11 protein-coding genes and 1 pseudogene are annotated in these 15,306 nt (G+C 71.6%); 8 read left to right on the top strand and 4 right to left on the bottom strand.

What is annotated here, in order from left to right; translation table 11 throughout:
- Positions 1-112 precede the first annotated feature (112 nt).
- The gene (locus ABD256_RS07530; RefSeq protein ID WP_344414972.1) at positions 113-610 is read left to right on the top strand and encodes a YbaK/EbsC family protein; all 498 of its coding nucleotides are present in this window, start codon (positions 113-115) and stop codon (positions 608-610) included.
- On the top strand, positions 607-1,188 hold the full coding sequence (locus ABD256_RS07535; RefSeq protein ID WP_344414974.1) for a GNAT family N-acetyltransferase: 582 nt from the start codon (positions 607-609) through the stop codon (positions 1,186-1,188). The genes ABD256_RS07530 and ABD256_RS07535 overlap by 4 nt, the downstream gene beginning before the upstream one ends.
- 28 nt (positions 1,189-1,216) lie before the next feature.
- Here the strand turns inward: ABD256_RS07535 and ABD256_RS07540 are convergent, their stop codons facing one another.
- The 3 genes from ABD256_RS07540 to ABD256_RS07550 all read right to left on the bottom strand — a co-directional run bounded on the left by ABD256_RS07540 (position 1,217) and on the right by ABD256_RS07550 (position 5,729).
- Positions 1,217-2,113, bottom strand: coding sequence for a DMT family transporter (locus ABD256_RS07540; protein WP_344414976.1), 897 nt, complete (start codon positions 2,111-2,113; stop codon positions 1,217-1,219).
- Between the two features lie 1,033 nt (positions 2,114-3,146).
- Positions 3,147-4,823, bottom strand: coding sequence for a DUF885 domain-containing protein (locus ABD256_RS07545; RefSeq protein WP_344414978.1), 1,677 nt, complete (start codon positions 4,821-4,823; stop codon positions 3,147-3,149).
- 21 nt (positions 4,824-4,844) lie between these two features.
- Entirely contained in the window at positions 4,845-5,729 is an 885-nt protein-coding gene (locus ABD256_RS07550) for a methylenetetrahydrofolate reductase (RefSeq protein WP_344414980.1), read from the bottom strand.
- Between the two features lie 221 nt (positions 5,730-5,950).
- Here ABD256_RS07550 and ABD256_RS07555 point away from each other — a divergent pair.
- The 6 genes and pseudogenes from ABD256_RS07555 (at position 5,951) to ABD256_RS07585 (ending at position 14,776) form a co-directional block, all read left to right on the top strand.
- Positions 5,951-8,831, top strand: a pseudogene (locus ABD256_RS07555) (PQQ-dependent sugar dehydrogenase).
- A 163-nt stretch (positions 8,832-8,994) separates the two neighbouring features.
- Entirely contained in the window at positions 8,995-10,479 is a 1,485-nt protein-coding gene (locus ABD256_RS07565) for an MFS transporter (protein ID WP_425546405.1), read from the top strand.
- A gap of 4 nt (positions 10,480-10,483) precedes the next feature.
- Positions 10,484-11,569 (top strand): polyprenyl synthetase family protein, encoded by a 1,086-nt coding sequence (locus tag ABD256_RS07570; protein ID WP_344414982.1) that lies wholly within the window; start codon positions 10,484-10,486, stop codon positions 11,567-11,569.
- 2 nt (positions 11,570-11,571) lie between these two features.
- Positions 11,572-13,047: a phytoene desaturase family protein gene (gene crtI, locus ABD256_RS07575; RefSeq protein ID WP_344414984.1), complete on the top strand. Its 1,476-nt coding sequence runs from the start codon at positions 11,572-11,574 to the stop codon at positions 13,045-13,047.
- A gap of 7 nt (positions 13,048-13,054) precedes the next feature.
- Entirely contained in the window at positions 13,055-13,987 is a 933-nt protein-coding gene (locus ABD256_RS07580) for a phytoene/squalene synthase family protein (protein ID WP_344414986.1), read from the top strand.
- Positions 13,988-13,996: 9 nt separating this feature from the next.
- Entirely contained in the window at positions 13,997-14,776 is a 780-nt protein-coding gene (locus ABD256_RS07585; RefSeq protein WP_344414988.1) for an LLM class F420-dependent oxidoreductase, read from the top strand.
- Between the two features lie 160 nt (positions 14,777-14,936).
- On the opposite strand, the gene ABD256_RS07590 is transcribed toward ABD256_RS07585, so the two are convergent.
- The gene (locus tag ABD256_RS07590; protein ID WP_344414990.1) at positions 14,937-15,305 is read right to left on the bottom strand and encodes an Rv2175c family DNA-binding protein; all 369 of its coding nucleotides are present in this window, start codon (positions 15,303-15,305) and stop codon (positions 14,937-14,939) included.
- Between the last annotated feature and the right edge of the window lies 1 nt (position 15,306).

Below are 15,306 nucleotides of genomic sequence, written 5' to 3' on the forward strand. Positions count from 1 at the left end.
TTGTTCGAACAAGTTCAGGTTAACCACAGCCGGCCGCCGAGTTCAACCCCGCACCCGGGTGAGCCGCGATACGGCTTTCGCGGGCACATCGGGTTCGTGATCTCATAAACCCATGAGCAGCCTCGAACACCCGGCGGTGGCCAAGGTCGCCGCCGCACTCGCCGAAGCAGGCCAGCACGACGCGGCAACCGGGATCCGCATCCTGCCCGCGGAAGCCCGCACCGCGGCGCTCGCGGCGGCCGCCCTCGGCGTCGAGGTCGGCGCCATTGCCAACAGTCTGCTCTTCCGCACCGACAATTCCGTGCCGCTGCTGGTGCTGACCTCGGGCGCGCACCGCGCCGACACCGGGCTGCTCGCCAGGCTCATCGGTACCGAGCGGGTCGAGATGGCCGACCCGGAGTTCGTCAAGCAGCACACCGGGCAGGTGATCGGCGGGGTGGCCCCGATCGGGCACCCCGCACCGCTGCGCACGCTGGTGGACACCGCGCTGCGCGGGCATCCCGTGGTGTGGGCCGCGGCGGGGCACGCGAAATCGGTGTACCCCACCACCGCCGACGACCTGCTCGCGCTCACCGGCGGCACCCCGGTGGAAGTGGTGGAGACCCCGTGACCGCGGCGAAGCACCGGCAGGAACCCCAGTTCGTCTCGCTGTCGGCCGACGAGTTCCGGGGCAGGCTCCGCGAGGCGCTCGAGATCTACGTCGACGCGATGCGCTACCCGCCGGGCACGGCCGAGCAGCGGGCGCCGATGTGGCTCACGCACGTCCTCCGGGAAGGGTGGCGCTGCGTCGCCGCGCTGGACCCGCACGGCGCGCTGCTGGGCATCGCGTACGGCTACCGCGGCAGGTCCGGCCAGTGGTGGCACGAACAGGTGCGCCGCGGGTTGCTCAAGGCTCGCGACGAGGAGACCGCGCGGCGCTGGCTCGCCGACTACTTCGAGCTGACCGAGATCCACGTCCGGCCGGGCAGCCAGGGCGCCGGCATCGGCCAGGAGCTGCTGCGCAGGCTGCTGGACGGGGTCGCCCACGAGCACGTGCTGCTGTCCACCCCGGAGGGGCCGAGCAGGGCGTGGCAGCTCTACCGGCGGGTCGGGTTCTCCGACGTGCTGCGGGACTACCACTTCGCGGGCGACCCGCGTGCCTTCGCGGTGCTCGGCAGGGCACTGCCGCTGGACGAGCCCTGCCCGTGAACGGCGAGCGCCGCCCACGGGCAGGCGCTCACTTCCGGTAGCTCACCGCCAGCGCGCCGACCAGCAGCGCCGCACCGCACCAGCCCGCGACGCCGAGCCGGTCACCGAGCGCAACCGCCGCCAGCAACGCCGAGGTCAGCGGTTCGAGCAGGGCCGCGAGCGCCGCGAACACGGGCGCCGCGCCGCGCAGGCCGCGGAAGTACGCCGTGTAGGCCAGCGCCGTCGGGACCGCGCCGAAGTACAGCGCGATCGCCAGCGCACCGGGCTCGGCCGGCAACGCCATGCCCAGCGCCAGCGCGGCCGGGCTGAGCAGCACACCGCCGGTCAGCATGCCGAACGCCGTGGTGCGCAACGGGTCCAGCCCTTCGACCGGTTTCGCGGTGACCAGGGTGAGCGCGGCGAAGCCGACACCGGCGAGCAGCGCGAAACCCACGCCCGCGACCAGTCCCCAGCCGCCCGCGGTACCGCCGGGCGACCAGGTGAGCAGCACGACGCCCGCCACCGCGGCGACGATCGCGATCGTGGTCGCCGCACCGGGCAGGCGACGGGTGCGGACGGCGGTCCCGATGGCCACGGCGACCGGGACCACGCCGATCGTGACCATGGTCGCGACGCTCACGGAGGTGTAGCGCACGGCGGCGAAGTAGCTGGCCTGGTAGGCCCCGAGTAGCGCGCCCGCGACGAGCACGCGTCGCACGGCCGCCCCGGTGCGCGGCAGGGCGCGGAGCCCGCCGGAGACGGCGAGGAACACCACCGAGAGCCCGCCGCCGAGCAGCAGCCGGTAGGCGGCGACGGACAGCGGGTGGAGGTGCGCCGCGTCGGCGAGCATCGCCCCGGCAAGGCCGCCGGTGCCCCAGAGGACCCCGGCGGCGATCAGTGCCGGCGCGGATCGGTCGCGCGCGGGCGCGACAACGGTGAGAGACAAGGGTTTTCTCCTGCGTCTGCGTCTGTGTTGAAAGGAGGGGGACGACGACGCGGGGCAGCACTCAGGCCGGGAAAGGGCACTGAGGATCAGCCGTGCGACCGGTGCCGCACGGCTCGGGAACCACCCCGCTCAGGAGGCGGGGGGCGGGGTGACGAGGAAGACCCGATGCACGAGGTCACTGTAGCGGCCCGGCCGCCGCGGGGACGGAATTCGCGGCACCGGAGTCCCTGAGGGATGCTCCGGTGGAGGTCGAGGTGAGGTCCGCCGCGCATTCCCCGAGGAGCCTTCGGAGAAGCTGACGCCGCGAAGGGCGCCTTCAGTCGTCTGTGTCCCCTGGCGGGGACGTCCTGCCGGGGGTGAAAATAGGGGCCGCGCCTCCGCTGGAGGGGCTATCTCGCTGTGCCCGGCGAATCTGCTTATTTACGAGACAGGGCATGGGCGTCGCCATGTCGCGCGCCGCGAAGGGCGAGATCGCGGCGTCAGATTCCCCGAAAACCACCTTCGAGGAATGCGCTGGGATTTCGCCGCTCGCGACTCCTTCTCGTGTCCACGCTCATACCCCGCAGGGGCTTTCAGGGACGTGCATGCCGCGGCTGCGGCCTTCGCGGGCCTGCTCGGCTCCGGGATGCATGCCCTGAAGGTGCCCTTCGCGGCATCACATTCCCTCAAGGGCCCCTTCGGGGCATGCGCCCGGAGCAGAGTGGGTCCGTGAAGGCCGCATCCGTGGCATTCACGCCTATGAAGGCCCTTTTTGGGGCGCCAGCGCGGAGATGAGAATGAGACGTGAACGGCGAAGTCCCAGTGCATGCCGTGAAGGGCGCCTTGAGGGAATCTGACGCCGCGATCTCACCCCTCACGACGTGCGGCATGGTGCTGCTGATGCCCTGAAGGTGCCCTTCACGGCATCACATTCCCTCAAGGGCGCCTTCAGGGCACCTCGCTTTTGACCTCTATAGGAGCATCCTTCGGGGCATGCGAACCCGGGGCCGCGACACCGCGCCCGCGAACGAGTGTCCACAAGGGACAGTGCGGGTCAGTCGATTTCGGCGAGTTGCGCGCGCAGGGTGTCCAGCCCCATCCCGCCCAGCCGCAGTGCGCGCGTGTGGAACTCCTTGATGTCGAACGCCGCGCCCTGCCGCCGTTCCGCGTCCGCCCGCGCGGCCAGCCACAGCCGCTCCCCCAGTTTGTAGGCCGGCGCCTGCCCCGGCCAGCCGAGGTACCGGTCGACCTCGTCCGGCAGCAGGCCGGGGTCGGTGATGGTGCGGGTGCGCAGGAACTCGAGGCCGAACTCGGGGGTCCAGCGCTCGCCTTCGTGGAAACCGGTGCCGCGCGGGATTTCCAGTTCGAGGTGCATCCCGAGGTCGACGACCACGCGCGCGGCGCGGAACAGCTGTTCGGAGAGCATGCCGAGCAGGTCACCGTCGTCGGCGAGGAAGCCGAGGTCGCGCATGAGCCGTTCCGCGTACAGCGCCCAGCCTTCCCCGTGCCCGGAGACGAAGGAGAACAGCCGCTGGAACTTGTTGAGCGTGCCCGACTGGTGCACCGCGGTCGCGATCTGGAGGTGGTGCCCCGGGACGCCCTCGTGGTAGACGGTGCTGACCTCGCGCCAGGTGGCGAAGTCCTGCCTGCCCGCGGGCAGCGCCCACCACATGCGGCCGGGCCGGGAGAAGTCCTCGCTCGGGCCGGTGTAGTAGGCACCGGCGCTCCCGCCAGGCGGCGCGATCCGGCACTCGAGCGCCATCAGCGCGTCGGGGATGTCGAAGTGCTTGCCGCGCAACGCTTCCAGCGCGCGGTCGGACAGGTCCTGCATCCACGCCTCGAGCCGGTCCGCCCCGTGGAGCCGGTAGCGCTCGTCGGCGTCGAGCACGTCGGCGGTTTCGGCGAGCGTGGCACCGGGGGCGATCCGGCCCGCGATCTCCCGCATCTCCGCCTCGATCCGGGAAAACTCCGCCCAGCCCCATTCGTAGGATTCGCGGAGGTCGAGTTCGGCACCGGTGAAGTAGCGGGACCACAGCCGGTAGACGTCCTCGCCGACGGCGTCCTTCTCCCGCGCCAGGGGCGCCAGCTCGGCGCGCAGGAAGCCCGCCAGTTCCGCGTAGGCTTCTTCGGCCGCCTTCGCGCCGTTGTCCAGGTCCGCGCGCAACGATTCCGGGACCTCACCCGCGCCGCTCACGAGGCCGCGGAAGTACCCGGTGGCGGTACCGAGCCCGGCCCAGGTTTCGGCCTGGGTGGCCACCTTCGCGACCTGGCGCAGCGCCGCGACCTGTCCGGCGTCGGCGGCGGCGAGCAGCGAGGCGCGCACCCCGTCGAGCGCGGCGGGCACCTTGGCCAGCCTGCTCGCGATGACGGCCCAGTCGTCCGCGGTCGCGGTCGACATCAGGTCGAACACGCTCCGCACGTTCTGCACCGGGCTCGAAATCACGTTGAGCGCACCCAGGTCGAGCCCGGCGTCGTGGATCTCCAGTTCGAGGCCGATGCGTTCGGAGAACACGGCTTTCGCCGCGCGCTCGGCCGCGTCGGCGGGCTCGGCGGCGGCGACCGCTTCGAGCGCCCTCCTGGAGAGGGTGGCCCTGGCGGCGTGCCCTTCCGGCGAGTAGTCGGTCAGCTGGTCCTCGTACCCGGTGATGCCCAGATCGGTGGCCAGCACGGGGTTCGCCGCGGCGTAGTCGTCGACGAAGGAGTCACAGATCCGGTGCACGCTGGAAGCCATACACCGCACGCTACCGGGAGATCACGCGCGCGCCGGGACCAGTCCGAGCCGCCGGATCACCTCGCGCGTCGCCTTGGACCGGTTGAACGTGTAGAAGTGCAGGTCCGGCACGCCCTCCGCGAGCAGGCGCTCGCACAGTTCGGTGACCACGTCGATGCCTTCCGCGCGGAAGGCGGCGGGGTCGTCTTCGAGCGGTTCCAGCCGTTCGAGGAGCTTCTTCGGCGCCGGGGCACCGGAAAGCTTGACGGTGGTGCGCAACGTGCGCGGGGTGGTCAGCGGCATCACGCCGGGGATGAGCAGCTTGTCGCAGCCGGCCGCGGCCACCCGGTCGCGCAGCCGGAGGAAGTCCTCCGGCGCGAAGAACAGCTGCGCGATACCGAAGTCCGCGCCCGCCTTGAACTTGCGCACCAGGTACTTGGTGTCCTCGTCGAGGTCGGCGGAGCGCGGGTGGCCGTAGGGGAACGCGGAAACGCCGACGCAGAAGTCGCCGAGCGAGCGGACCAGCTCGACGAGTTCCTCGGCGTAGGTGAGCCCTTCGGGGTGGGCGACCCACTCGCCGTACGGGTCGCCGGGCGGGTCGCCGCGCAGCGCCAGGATGTTCCGGACGCCTACGGCCGCGTACCAGCCGATCACGTTGCGCAGCTCCGCCACGGAGTGGTTCACCGCGGTCAGGTGCGCCATCGGCACCAGCGTCGTTTCGGTGGCCGCCCTGGCGATGTTGCGGATGGTGCCGTCCCTGCTGGAGCCGCCCGCACCGTAGGTGATCGACATGTAGGCCGGGTCGAACGGCTCCAGCTCGCGGATGGCGCGCCAGAGCACCGCTTCGTCGGCCTGGTCGCGGGGCGGGAAGAACTCCACTGAGAACACGGGCGCGTCTCCGCGTAACCGCTCCACTACCGAGGTCATGACACCAATGTTATCGAGTCGGACCCACGGATCGGGAGCGACTTCTCGCACACTGGACTAGTCACTCTGGGTGTCAGCCATTGCGATCAACGCTAGGCCATTCTGACAAGTCAAGCCACGTTCTCGTACCCAAAGTAGACACTTTGCGGTAACGAACCCGGACCCTGGCAACGCTTTCACCCTTTTGGGCGACATGTGAGCGTCATCCATAAGGGGGATAGATGTTCAAGCGAAGACTTGTTCGAAGAAGAGCGCGCACCATTGCCGCCTCCACTGCCGGTGCCGCGCTGGTCCTCACCACCGCGCTCGTCGCGACGACCGGCACGGCGGCAGCCGCCCCGCCGTCGCTGCCGAAGGGGTTCGTGCTCCTCGACTCGCCGAGCGGGCAGTCGGCAGGCGACCTCACCGACTTCTCGTACCTGCCCGACGGCACCGTGCTCAGCATCGGCAAGCAGGGCAAGGTTGCCTGGGTCGCCGCCGACGGGCACGTCAACCAGCTCAGCAAGCTCGCCGTGGTCACCACGCAGGACCTCGGCCTGGTCGGGCTCGCCGTCGCACCGGACTACGCGACGTCGAAGAAGATCTACCTCGCCCGTTCGGTGCCGAACACGAGCGGCTACAGCCTCCGGCTGTCGAGCTGGACGGTCACCGGCGCGCCGGAGCCGGCCGGGCTGGCGAACGAGCAGGTCCTGCTCGACTACCCCGGCAAGAGCGACACGCACGCGCTGACCGGGATCGTCGCCGCTCCCGACGGCACGGTGTGGGCCTCCAGCGGCGACAACGCGGACTTCCGCATCAACGGCGACCCCGCCGCGCTGCGGACGCAGAGCATCGACCAGCCGCAGGGCAAGGTCCTGCACATGACCGCCGACGGCAAGGGCGTGCCGAGCAACCCCTACTACGACGCGGCCAACCCCGGTTCGGTGCGCGGCAAGGTGTTCGCGAGCGGTTTCCGCAGCCCGTTCCGGTTCTCCCTCGACCCGGGCACCGGGCTGCCGGTCGTCGGCGACGTCGGAAACCAGACCTGGGAGGAGATCGACCTCGTCCAGCCTGGCGGCAATTACAAGTGGCCGTGCTGGGAGGGGAACGACGTGGTGCCCGCCTACGCGGGTGCCGCCGAGTGCCGGAACCTGGCGAACACGCCGCCGCTGTGGAACTACCACCACGGCGACCCGAACGACCTCCGGCCGGACCAGGGCAACAGCGTCTCCGGCGGGATCGTCTACACCGGTGAGAGCTACCCCGAGCAGTACCGGGGCGCGTACTTCTTCGGCGACTACGTCGGGACGAAGATCTGGTCGCTGAAGTTCGACGCGCAGGGCAAGCTGACCACGCCGCCGCAGAACCCGCCGTTCGCGACGGGCATCGGCGGGCCGGTGAAGTTCGCCCCCGCCACGAACGGCGACCTCGTCTACGCCGACATCTACACCGGCAAGCTGCGCAGGCTGGTCTACAGCGACAAGAACGCGCTCCCGGTCGCCAAGGTCACCAGCACCACCGACCCCGCGGCGCGGACCGTCAGCTTCGACGGCGGCGAGTCGTTCGACTACGACGGCGACACGAAGCTCACCTACAGCTGGGACTTCGGCGACGGGTCCGCCGCGGTGACGGGCGCGAAGGTGGCGCACACCTACGCGGCGGGCACGGACAGGTTCACCGCGACGCTGACCGTCACGGACTCGCTCGGCGGGACCGGCACGGCGACCACGGCGGTGGCGCCGGGCAACCACACCCCGGTCATCGAGCTGACGACGCCGGGCGCGGCGACGTTCGCGGTCGGGCAACCGGTCGCGGTGTCCGCGAAGGCGACCGACACCGAGGACGGCGACCTCGCCGTCGAGTGGACGAGCCTGGTGAAGCACTGCCCCGGCGCGGCGAGCTGCCACTCCCACTTCGGGCCGCCCGGGACCGGCGCCGCGTTCGCGCAGCCGTTCACCGATCACCCCGACTCCAGGATGGAGTTCACCGCCGCGGTGACCGACAGCGCGGGCGTGACCACCTCGGCGACCTACCTTGCGCAGCCGCGCGAGCACCGGGTGACCTTGAAGAGCACCGTGCCCGCCACGCTGTCCATCCCGACCGAGGGCGACGGCACGAGCACGCAACTGGTCACCGAGGGGACCAAGCTCGGCCTGGTGGCGGCCGACGTCGCGGCCGACGGCGCCGCGGTGTTCACCGGCTGGGACGACGGCGTCGCGGCGGCGCAGCGGGAGATCCTGGTCGGTGCCACCGATGTCACGCTGACCGCGAACTACGCGAGCCCGATCGAGGCGAGGTACCGCGCCGAACCCGCGCTCCAGCAGACGCTCGGCGCGCCGACCGGGCCGGAGATCGGCGAGGCGAACCTGCGCTACCGCGCCTACCAGCGCGGCAGGCTGTACTGGACGAAGCAGTACGGCGTGCACGAGATCCACGAAGCCAACAACGCGAAGTTCCTCGCGCTCGGCGGGCACGCGAAGTTCGGCGCGCCGATCACCGACGAGCTGCGGACGCCCGACGGCGCCGGCCGCTACAACGACCTCGCGGGCACGCCCGCGAGGGTGAAGGCGTCGATCTACTGGACGGCCGCCAACGGGTCGTTCGGGATCTGGGGCTCGATCAGGGAGAAATGGGAAGCGCAGGACGGGGCCGCCGGGCCGCTCGGCTACCCGGTGACCGACGAACTGACACCGCCGGACGGATTCGGCCCGCTTCAACCACTTCACCGGCACGCCGGGGACGAAGGCCGCGTCGATCTACTGGACGCCCGCGAACGGGGCCCATTCGATCTGGGGCTCGATCCGCGAGCGCTGGTCGCAGATCGGCTGGGAGACGGGCCCGCTCGGCTACCCGTCGACCGACGAACTGACACCGCCGGACGGATACGGCCGCTTCAACCACTTCGACAAGGCGGGCTCGATCTACTGGACACCGTCCACGCCCGCCTCCGACGTGTACGGCTCGATCAGGGTCCGCTGGGCGGCACTGGGCTGGGAAAAGTCGTACCTCGGGTACCCGCGCAGCGGTGAGTTCGGGAACTCGCTTGGCCGCCGGAACGACTTCCAGCGCGGCTACGTCCAGTGGTACTCGGGCAACAACACCGTGACGGACCGCCCCTACTGACTGCACGAACCGCCCCGGAACGTCCACAAAGGACGTTCCGGGGCGGTTTTCGCGAGCGTGAGCACTGGTACGAAGCGGTGATCGCGGTCACGCGCGGCATTTCCGGCGTGCCGCGCGTGGTAAAAGTTGCTTGCCGCAATTGACTTTCCTGGGGGCGTGCACCGTGGCCGAAGGCCGTCGACGAGCGAGTCCTGGCGCGATCGTCGCCGTGCTCTCCTCCTGCGGCATCGTCGCCGCCCTGATGCAGACGCTGGTGATGCCGCTGCTCCCGGCGCTGCCGAAGCTCTTGCACACCACCGCGACCAGCGCGTCGTGGGTGCTCACCGCCACGCTGCTCGCGGGCGCGGTCTGCACGCCGATCAGCGGGCGGCTCGGCGACATGTACGGCAAGCGGCGCGTGATGCTGTGTTCGCTGCTGCTGCTCGTCATCGGCGCCGTGCTGTCCGCGCTGACCGACTCGCTCGGCGCGATGGTCGCCGGGCGCGCGCTGCAGGGCTGCGCGATGGGCGCGATCCCGCTCGGCATCAGCATCATGCGCGACACGCTGCCCGCGCACCGGCTCGGTTCGGCGATGGCGTTCATGAGCGCGACGCTCGGGGTCGGCGGCGCGATCGGGCTGCCGCTGTCCGCGGTGCTCGCGCAGAACGCCGACTGGCACCTGCTGTTCTGGATCGCGGGCGCGCTGGGCGTGCTGAGCATGGCCGCGATCCGCTTCGCGGTACCCGAATCGCCGGTGCGGGCCGGTGGCAAGTTCGACTTCGCGGGCACCGCGGGACTGGTGCTGGGGCTGTGCTGCCTGCTGCTCGCGGTGTCCAAGGGCGGGGACTGGGGCTGGACGAGCGGGCTCACCACCGGGCTGCTCGCCGGTGCGCTGCTGGTGCTCGGCGGCTGGGTGGCACTCGAATACCGGGTGCGCGGGCCGTTGGTGGACCTGCGCGTCTCCACCAGGAAGCCGGTGCTGCTGACGAACCTGACCACGATCATGGTCGGGTTCGCGATGTACGCGCAGGCGCTGATCCTGCCGCAGCTCCTGCAGGCGCCGCTGGCGACCGGGTACGGGCTCGGCCAGTCGCTCGTGCTCGCCGGGCTGTGGATGGCGCCGAGCGGGCTGGTGATGATCGTGCTGTCCCCGGTGTCCGCGCGGATCTCCGCCGCGCACGGCCCGAAGACCTCGCTGATGCTGGGCATCGCGGTGATCGCGGCCGGCTACGGCGGCGCGGTGTTCCTGATGGACGAGGTGTGGGAGATCGTGCTCGTCTCGGTGGTGGTCAACTCCGGGGTCGCGCTGGCCTACGCCGCCATGCCCGCGCTGATCATGCGGGCCGTGCCGGTCACCGAGACCGGCGCCGCGAACGGGCTCAACGCGCTCATGCGCTCGCTGGGGACCGCGTTTTCGAGTGCGGTGATCAGCGCCGTGCTGGCCACGCTCGCGATCACCTTCGGCGGCGTGGCGCTCCCGTCGCGGGACGGCTTCACCATCGCGTTCCTGATCGCGGCCGGGATCGCGCTCGCCGGGCTCGCCGTCGCTTCGGCGATCCCCTCGGCCACTCCCGGTGATCCCGCGCGGGCGGAACCGGGTGCGCGGCGTCGGGTTCGCCACATCGCGGCACCCCGGGAGCACGCCGAACCCGCCGAACAACGACGATAGGGCCATGGACTACGACGCGGACCTGCCGGCACACGTGGAGCGGGTGCTCGCGGAGTTCCTGCGCACCGCGGGCGGGCCGATCCGCGAGATCGAGCCGACCTTCGGCGCCGGGCTCGACGCGCTGTCCGGGTTCGTGCTCGGCGGCGGCAAGCGCTTGCGCCCCAGTTTCGCCTGGTGGGGCTGGCGCGGCGCGGGCGGCGACCCGAGTGACCGCGAGCTGGCCGAAGGCGTGCTGCACGCCGTGGCCAGCCTCGAACTGATCCAGGCCTGCGCGCTGATCCACGACGACCTGATCGACTCGTCCGATTCGCGGCGTGGATCGCCGACCGTGCACGTGGCGTTCGCGAAGGAGCACGCCGACCACGGGTGGCTCGGGCTGCCCTCGACGTTCGGGCAGGCCGCGGCGGTGCTCATCGGCGATCTCGCGCTGGCGTGGGCCGACGACATGTTCGCCGACGCCCCGCTCCCGCCCGCCACCCTCGCCGCGGCACGCCCGGCGTGGCGCGCGATCCGCACCGAGGTGCTCGCCGGGCAGTACCTCGACGTGCACACCCAGGTGACCGGCGACTCCTCGGTGGACGCGGCGCTGCGCATCGACCGGCTCAAGACGGCCGCCTACACCGTCCAGCGCCCGCTGCACCTCGGCGCCGCGCTGGCCGGGGCGAGCGACGAGCTGGTCGGCGCCCTGCTGGAGTTCGGCGGCGACCTCGGCGTCGCGTTCCAGCTCCGCGACGACCTGCTCGGCGTCTTCGGCGACCCGTCGGTGACCGGGAAGCCCGCGGGCGACGACCTGCGCGAGGGCAAGCGCACCCTGCTCGTCGCGCTGGGCCTCGGGTACGCGGCGAAGCGGGGGAACACCGCCGCGGCAGGGCTGATCGAAGCCGCCATCGGCGCGCCGAGCCTGACCGAGTCCGAAGTGGACGATGTGCGGGCGGCGCTGGCGGAGGTCGGCGCCGTGGACGCGGTCGAGCAGCGCATCGAGGAGCTGACCTCGGCCTCGCTGGCCGCGCTGGAGCGCGCGCACCTGGCCGAGCCCGCGACGGCCGAGCTGACCGCGCTCGCCGCCAAGGCGACGAAGCGGACCTACTGACCGTGCGCACCGTGATCGGCCCCGCCGACCACGTCGTGGTGGTCGGCGCCGGGCTCGCCGGGCTGTCCGCGACGCTGCACCTGCTCGGCGCCGGCCGCCGCGTCACCCTGCTGGAACAGGACGACACCCCCGGCGGGCGCGCGGGGCGCCGTGAACGCGACGGCTGCACGGTCGACACCGGGGCGAGCGTGCTGACCATGCCGGAACTGCTGGACGAGGCGTTCGCCGCGGTCGGCGGCTCGCTCGCGGCACACCTGCGGCTGACGAAGCTGGATCCGGCCTACCACGCCCGGTTCGCCGACGGCTCCGCGATCGCGGTGCGCACCGACGGTGCCGCGATGGAGGCGGAGATCAGGGACTTCGCCGGCGCGCGCGAGGCCGAGGGCTACCGCCGCCTCCGCCGCTGGCAGACCGCGCTGTACGCGGCGCAGAAGGACCACTTCATCGGCGCCAACTTCGACTCGCCGTTCGACCTCGTCCGCCCCGAGCTGGTGAAGCTCGCCGCGCTGGGCGGGTTCGGCAGGCTCGGCCCGAAGATCGGCCGCTTCCTGCGCGACGACCGCGTCCGCAGGCTCTTCTCGTTCCAATCGCTCTACGCCGGGCTCGACCCGATGCGCGCGATCGGCGCGTACGGCGTCATCTCGTACATGGACACCGTCGGCGGGGTCTACTTCCCCGAAGGCGGGGTCGGCGAGGTCGGGGTCGCGATGGCACGGGCGGCGGAGGCCGCGGGGGCGCGGGTGCGGTGCAAGACCGAGGTCGCCTGGCTGGAACGGGTCTCCTCGCGGGTGCGCGCCGTCCGCACCAGGGCCGGTGAGCGGATCCCGTGCGACGCGGTCGTGCTGGCCACCGAACTCGCCGGCGCCTACCGCCTGCTCGGCGCGAGCCCCCGCAGGCCGGTGCCGCTGCGGTACTCGCCGTCCGCGGTGGTCCTGCACGGACACGCCGCGCGGAGCTGGCCGGAACTGGGCCACCACACGATCTTCTTCGGCGACGCGTGGGAGCGGACGTTCCGGGAGATCATCCGCGACGGCACGCTGATGAGCGATCCGTCGCTGCTCGTCACCCGGCCGACCGCGACGGATCCGCGGCTCGCACCGGACGGCGGGCAGGTCGTCTCGGTGCTCGCGCCCGCGCCGAACCTGCGCACCGGGCGCATCGACTGGGACCGCGTCGGCCCCGCCTACGCCGACGACCTGCGCGCGACGCTGGCCGCGCGCGGGCTGACCGGGTTCGGCACCGAGTTCACCGTTGACGAGGTCGTGACGCCGCGGGACTGGCACGCGCGCGGCATGGCGGCGGGCACGCCGTTCTCGCTCGCGCACACCTTCGGCCAGACCGGCCCGTTCCGGCCGGCGAACCTGGTGCGGGGCATGGACAACGTGGTGCTCGCGGGCTGCGGCACCACCCCGGGCGTCGGCATCCCGCCGGTGCTCATCTCGGGACGGCTCGCGGCCGCGCGGATCACCGGCCGGTGAAGGTCCGGTGAACGTAACTGAGCTCGACGCCGCGGGCATCACCGAGCCCGTGCTGCGGCGCGCCTACACCGCCTGCCGCCGCGTCAACGCCGTGCACGGCAGGACGTTCTTCCTCGCCACCCGCCTGCTGCCCGCGCGGGCGCGCCCGGCGGCGCACGCGTTGTACGGCTTCGCCCGCGCGGCCGACGAACTCGTCGACAACCCCGCGCCGGGGAGCGACCCCGGGGCCGGGCTGGCGCGGGTGGCGCACCGGCTCGACCTGGTGTTCGCGGGAAGCGAAACCGGGGATCCGCTGCTGGCCGCGTTCGCCGACACCGTGCGCCGGCACCACCTCGACCGCGCGCTGTTCGACGCGTTCCTGCACTCGATGCGCATGGACCTTTCCGTGACCGCGTACCGGACCTTCGCCGATCTCGCCGAGTACACCCACGGCTCGGCCGCGGTGATCGGGCTGCAGATGCTGCCCCTGCTGGGCACCGGAGGACCGCTCGCCGAGGCCGAACCGTACGCCGCCGCGCTCGGGGAAGCCTTCCAGCTCACCAACTTCCTGCGCGACGTCGGCGAGGACCTCGATCGCGGGAGGCTGTACCTGCCCCTCGACGAGCTCGCCGCGTTCGGCGTCGACCGCGACCTGCTGCGGTGGTCGAAGCTCACCGGGCGGCACGACCGCAGGATCCGCCGGGCGCTCGCCGCCTTCGTGGCGCGCAACCGGGCGATCTACCGGCGTGCCGAGCCCGGGATTTCGTTGCTGCGCAAAGAATCCCAGCCGTGCGTGCACACCGCGCGGGTACTGTACGAAAGCATCCTCGACGAGATCGCCGACCACGACTACGCCGTGCTCGACCGGCGTGCCGTCGTCCCCGCGCACCGCAGGCTCGCGGTCGCCGCGGGGGCGTGGGCCCGGTCGCGAATGCGGCGCGAACAACGCTCACGGGTTTAGGGTCGAGGTATGACTGACAGGAAGCTTCGCGTTGGCGTGCAGATCCAACCGCAGCACGCCGACTACGCCGCCATCCGTCGCGCCGCCTCCGAAGCCGAAGAGCTCGGGGTCGACATCGCTTTCAACTGGGACCACTTCTACCCGCTCTACGGCGAGCCCGACGGCAAGCACTTCGAATGCTGGACCATGCTCGGCGCGTGGGCCGAATCCACCAGCAGGGTCGAAATCGGCGCGCTGGTCACGTGCAACAGCTACCGCAACCCCGAACTGCTCGCCGACATGGCGCGCACCGTCGACCACATCAGCGACGGCAGGCTCATCCTCGGGATCGGCTCCGGCTGGTTCGAAAAGGACTACGACGAGTACGGCTACGAGTTCGGCACCGCGGGCGGGCGTCTCGACGAACTCGCCGACGCGCTCCCCCGCATCGAAAAGCGCCTCGGCGCGCTCAACCCGGCGCCCACCCGCAAGATCCCGGTGCTCATCGGGGGCGGCGGCGAGAAGAAGACGCTCAAGCTGGTCGCCAGGCACGCCGACATCTGGCACGGCTTCGGCGACCCCGAGGTGGTCGAGCGCAAGGTGAAGATCCTCGACCAGCACTGCGCCGACGCCGGCCGCGACCCGTCGGAGATCGAACGCTCGTGCGGCGTGCAGGGTGAGCCCGGCGAGCTGGGCCCGAAGCTGCGCGACCTCGGCGTGTCGCTGTTCACCGTCGGCATCGGCGGACCGGACTACGACTTCAGCCTGCTGCGCAAGTGGATCTCCTGGCGCGACGCCGAAAACGGCTGAGCGGGAACCTTCCCTTCCTGACCGGATGCCCCGAAGGCGCCCTTCGGGGCATCCGGGTTCCCGAAGGCGCCCTTCACGGCAGTGACGGCCAGGAGTAGGCACGGGGCTACCCGTACCTCCGCAGTGACCCTGATGGCGGGGTTCGTTCGGGGAAGTCGCGTCAGAAGGCCATCGCCTGCGCGCGGCGCTTGACTTCGCTGCCGTGGCTGGTGCGCAGCGCCTGGATCGGGGTGGCGCCGGGCAGGGACTCGTCCTGTTCGAAGAGCCACCGCAGCATCTCGGTCCGCCCGAACCCGGCGTCCTCCAGCACCGTGATGGTGCCGCCGAGGCCCTTCACCACGCCGTCCCTGGTCAGGAAGGCGGCGGGCACCACCAGATCGCCATCGCGGCGGACCGCGATGAGCTGGCCCTCGCGCAGCAGCTGCCGGACCTTGTTCGCCGAAACACCGAGCGACTTGCCAGTCTCGGCGAGCGAAAGCACGGGGACATCGGGGCCGAGGACGTCATCGGCGACGGGGATCGCACTCACG

Source organism: Amycolatopsis minnesotensis (genome assembly GCF_039529815.1).
GTDB lineage: Bacteria > Actinomycetota > Actinomycetes > Mycobacteriales > Pseudonocardiaceae > Amycolatopsis > Amycolatopsis minnesotensis.

Excerpts from the sequence above, each read along its gene's own strand:
- ABD256_RS07530 (WP_344414972.1), top strand. The coding sequence starts at position 113 with ATGAGCAGCCTCGAACACCCGGCGGTGGCCAAGGTCGCCGCCGCACTC.
- ABD256_RS07545 (WP_344414978.1), bottom strand. The coding sequence starts at position 4,823 with ATGGCTTCCAGCGTGCACCGGATCTGTGACTCCTTCGTCGACGACTAC.
- ABD256_RS07550 (WP_344414980.1), bottom strand. The coding sequence starts at position 5,729 with ATGACCTCGGTAGTGGAGCGGTTACGCGGAGACGCGCCCGTGTTCTCA.
- ABD256_RS07570 (WP_344414982.1), top strand. The coding sequence starts at position 10,484 with ATGGACTACGACGCGGACCTGCCGGCACACGTGGAGCGGGTGCTCGCG.
- ABD256_RS07585 (WP_344414988.1), top strand. The coding sequence starts at position 13,997 with ATGACTGACAGGAAGCTTCGCGTTGGCGTGCAGATCCAACCGCAGCAC.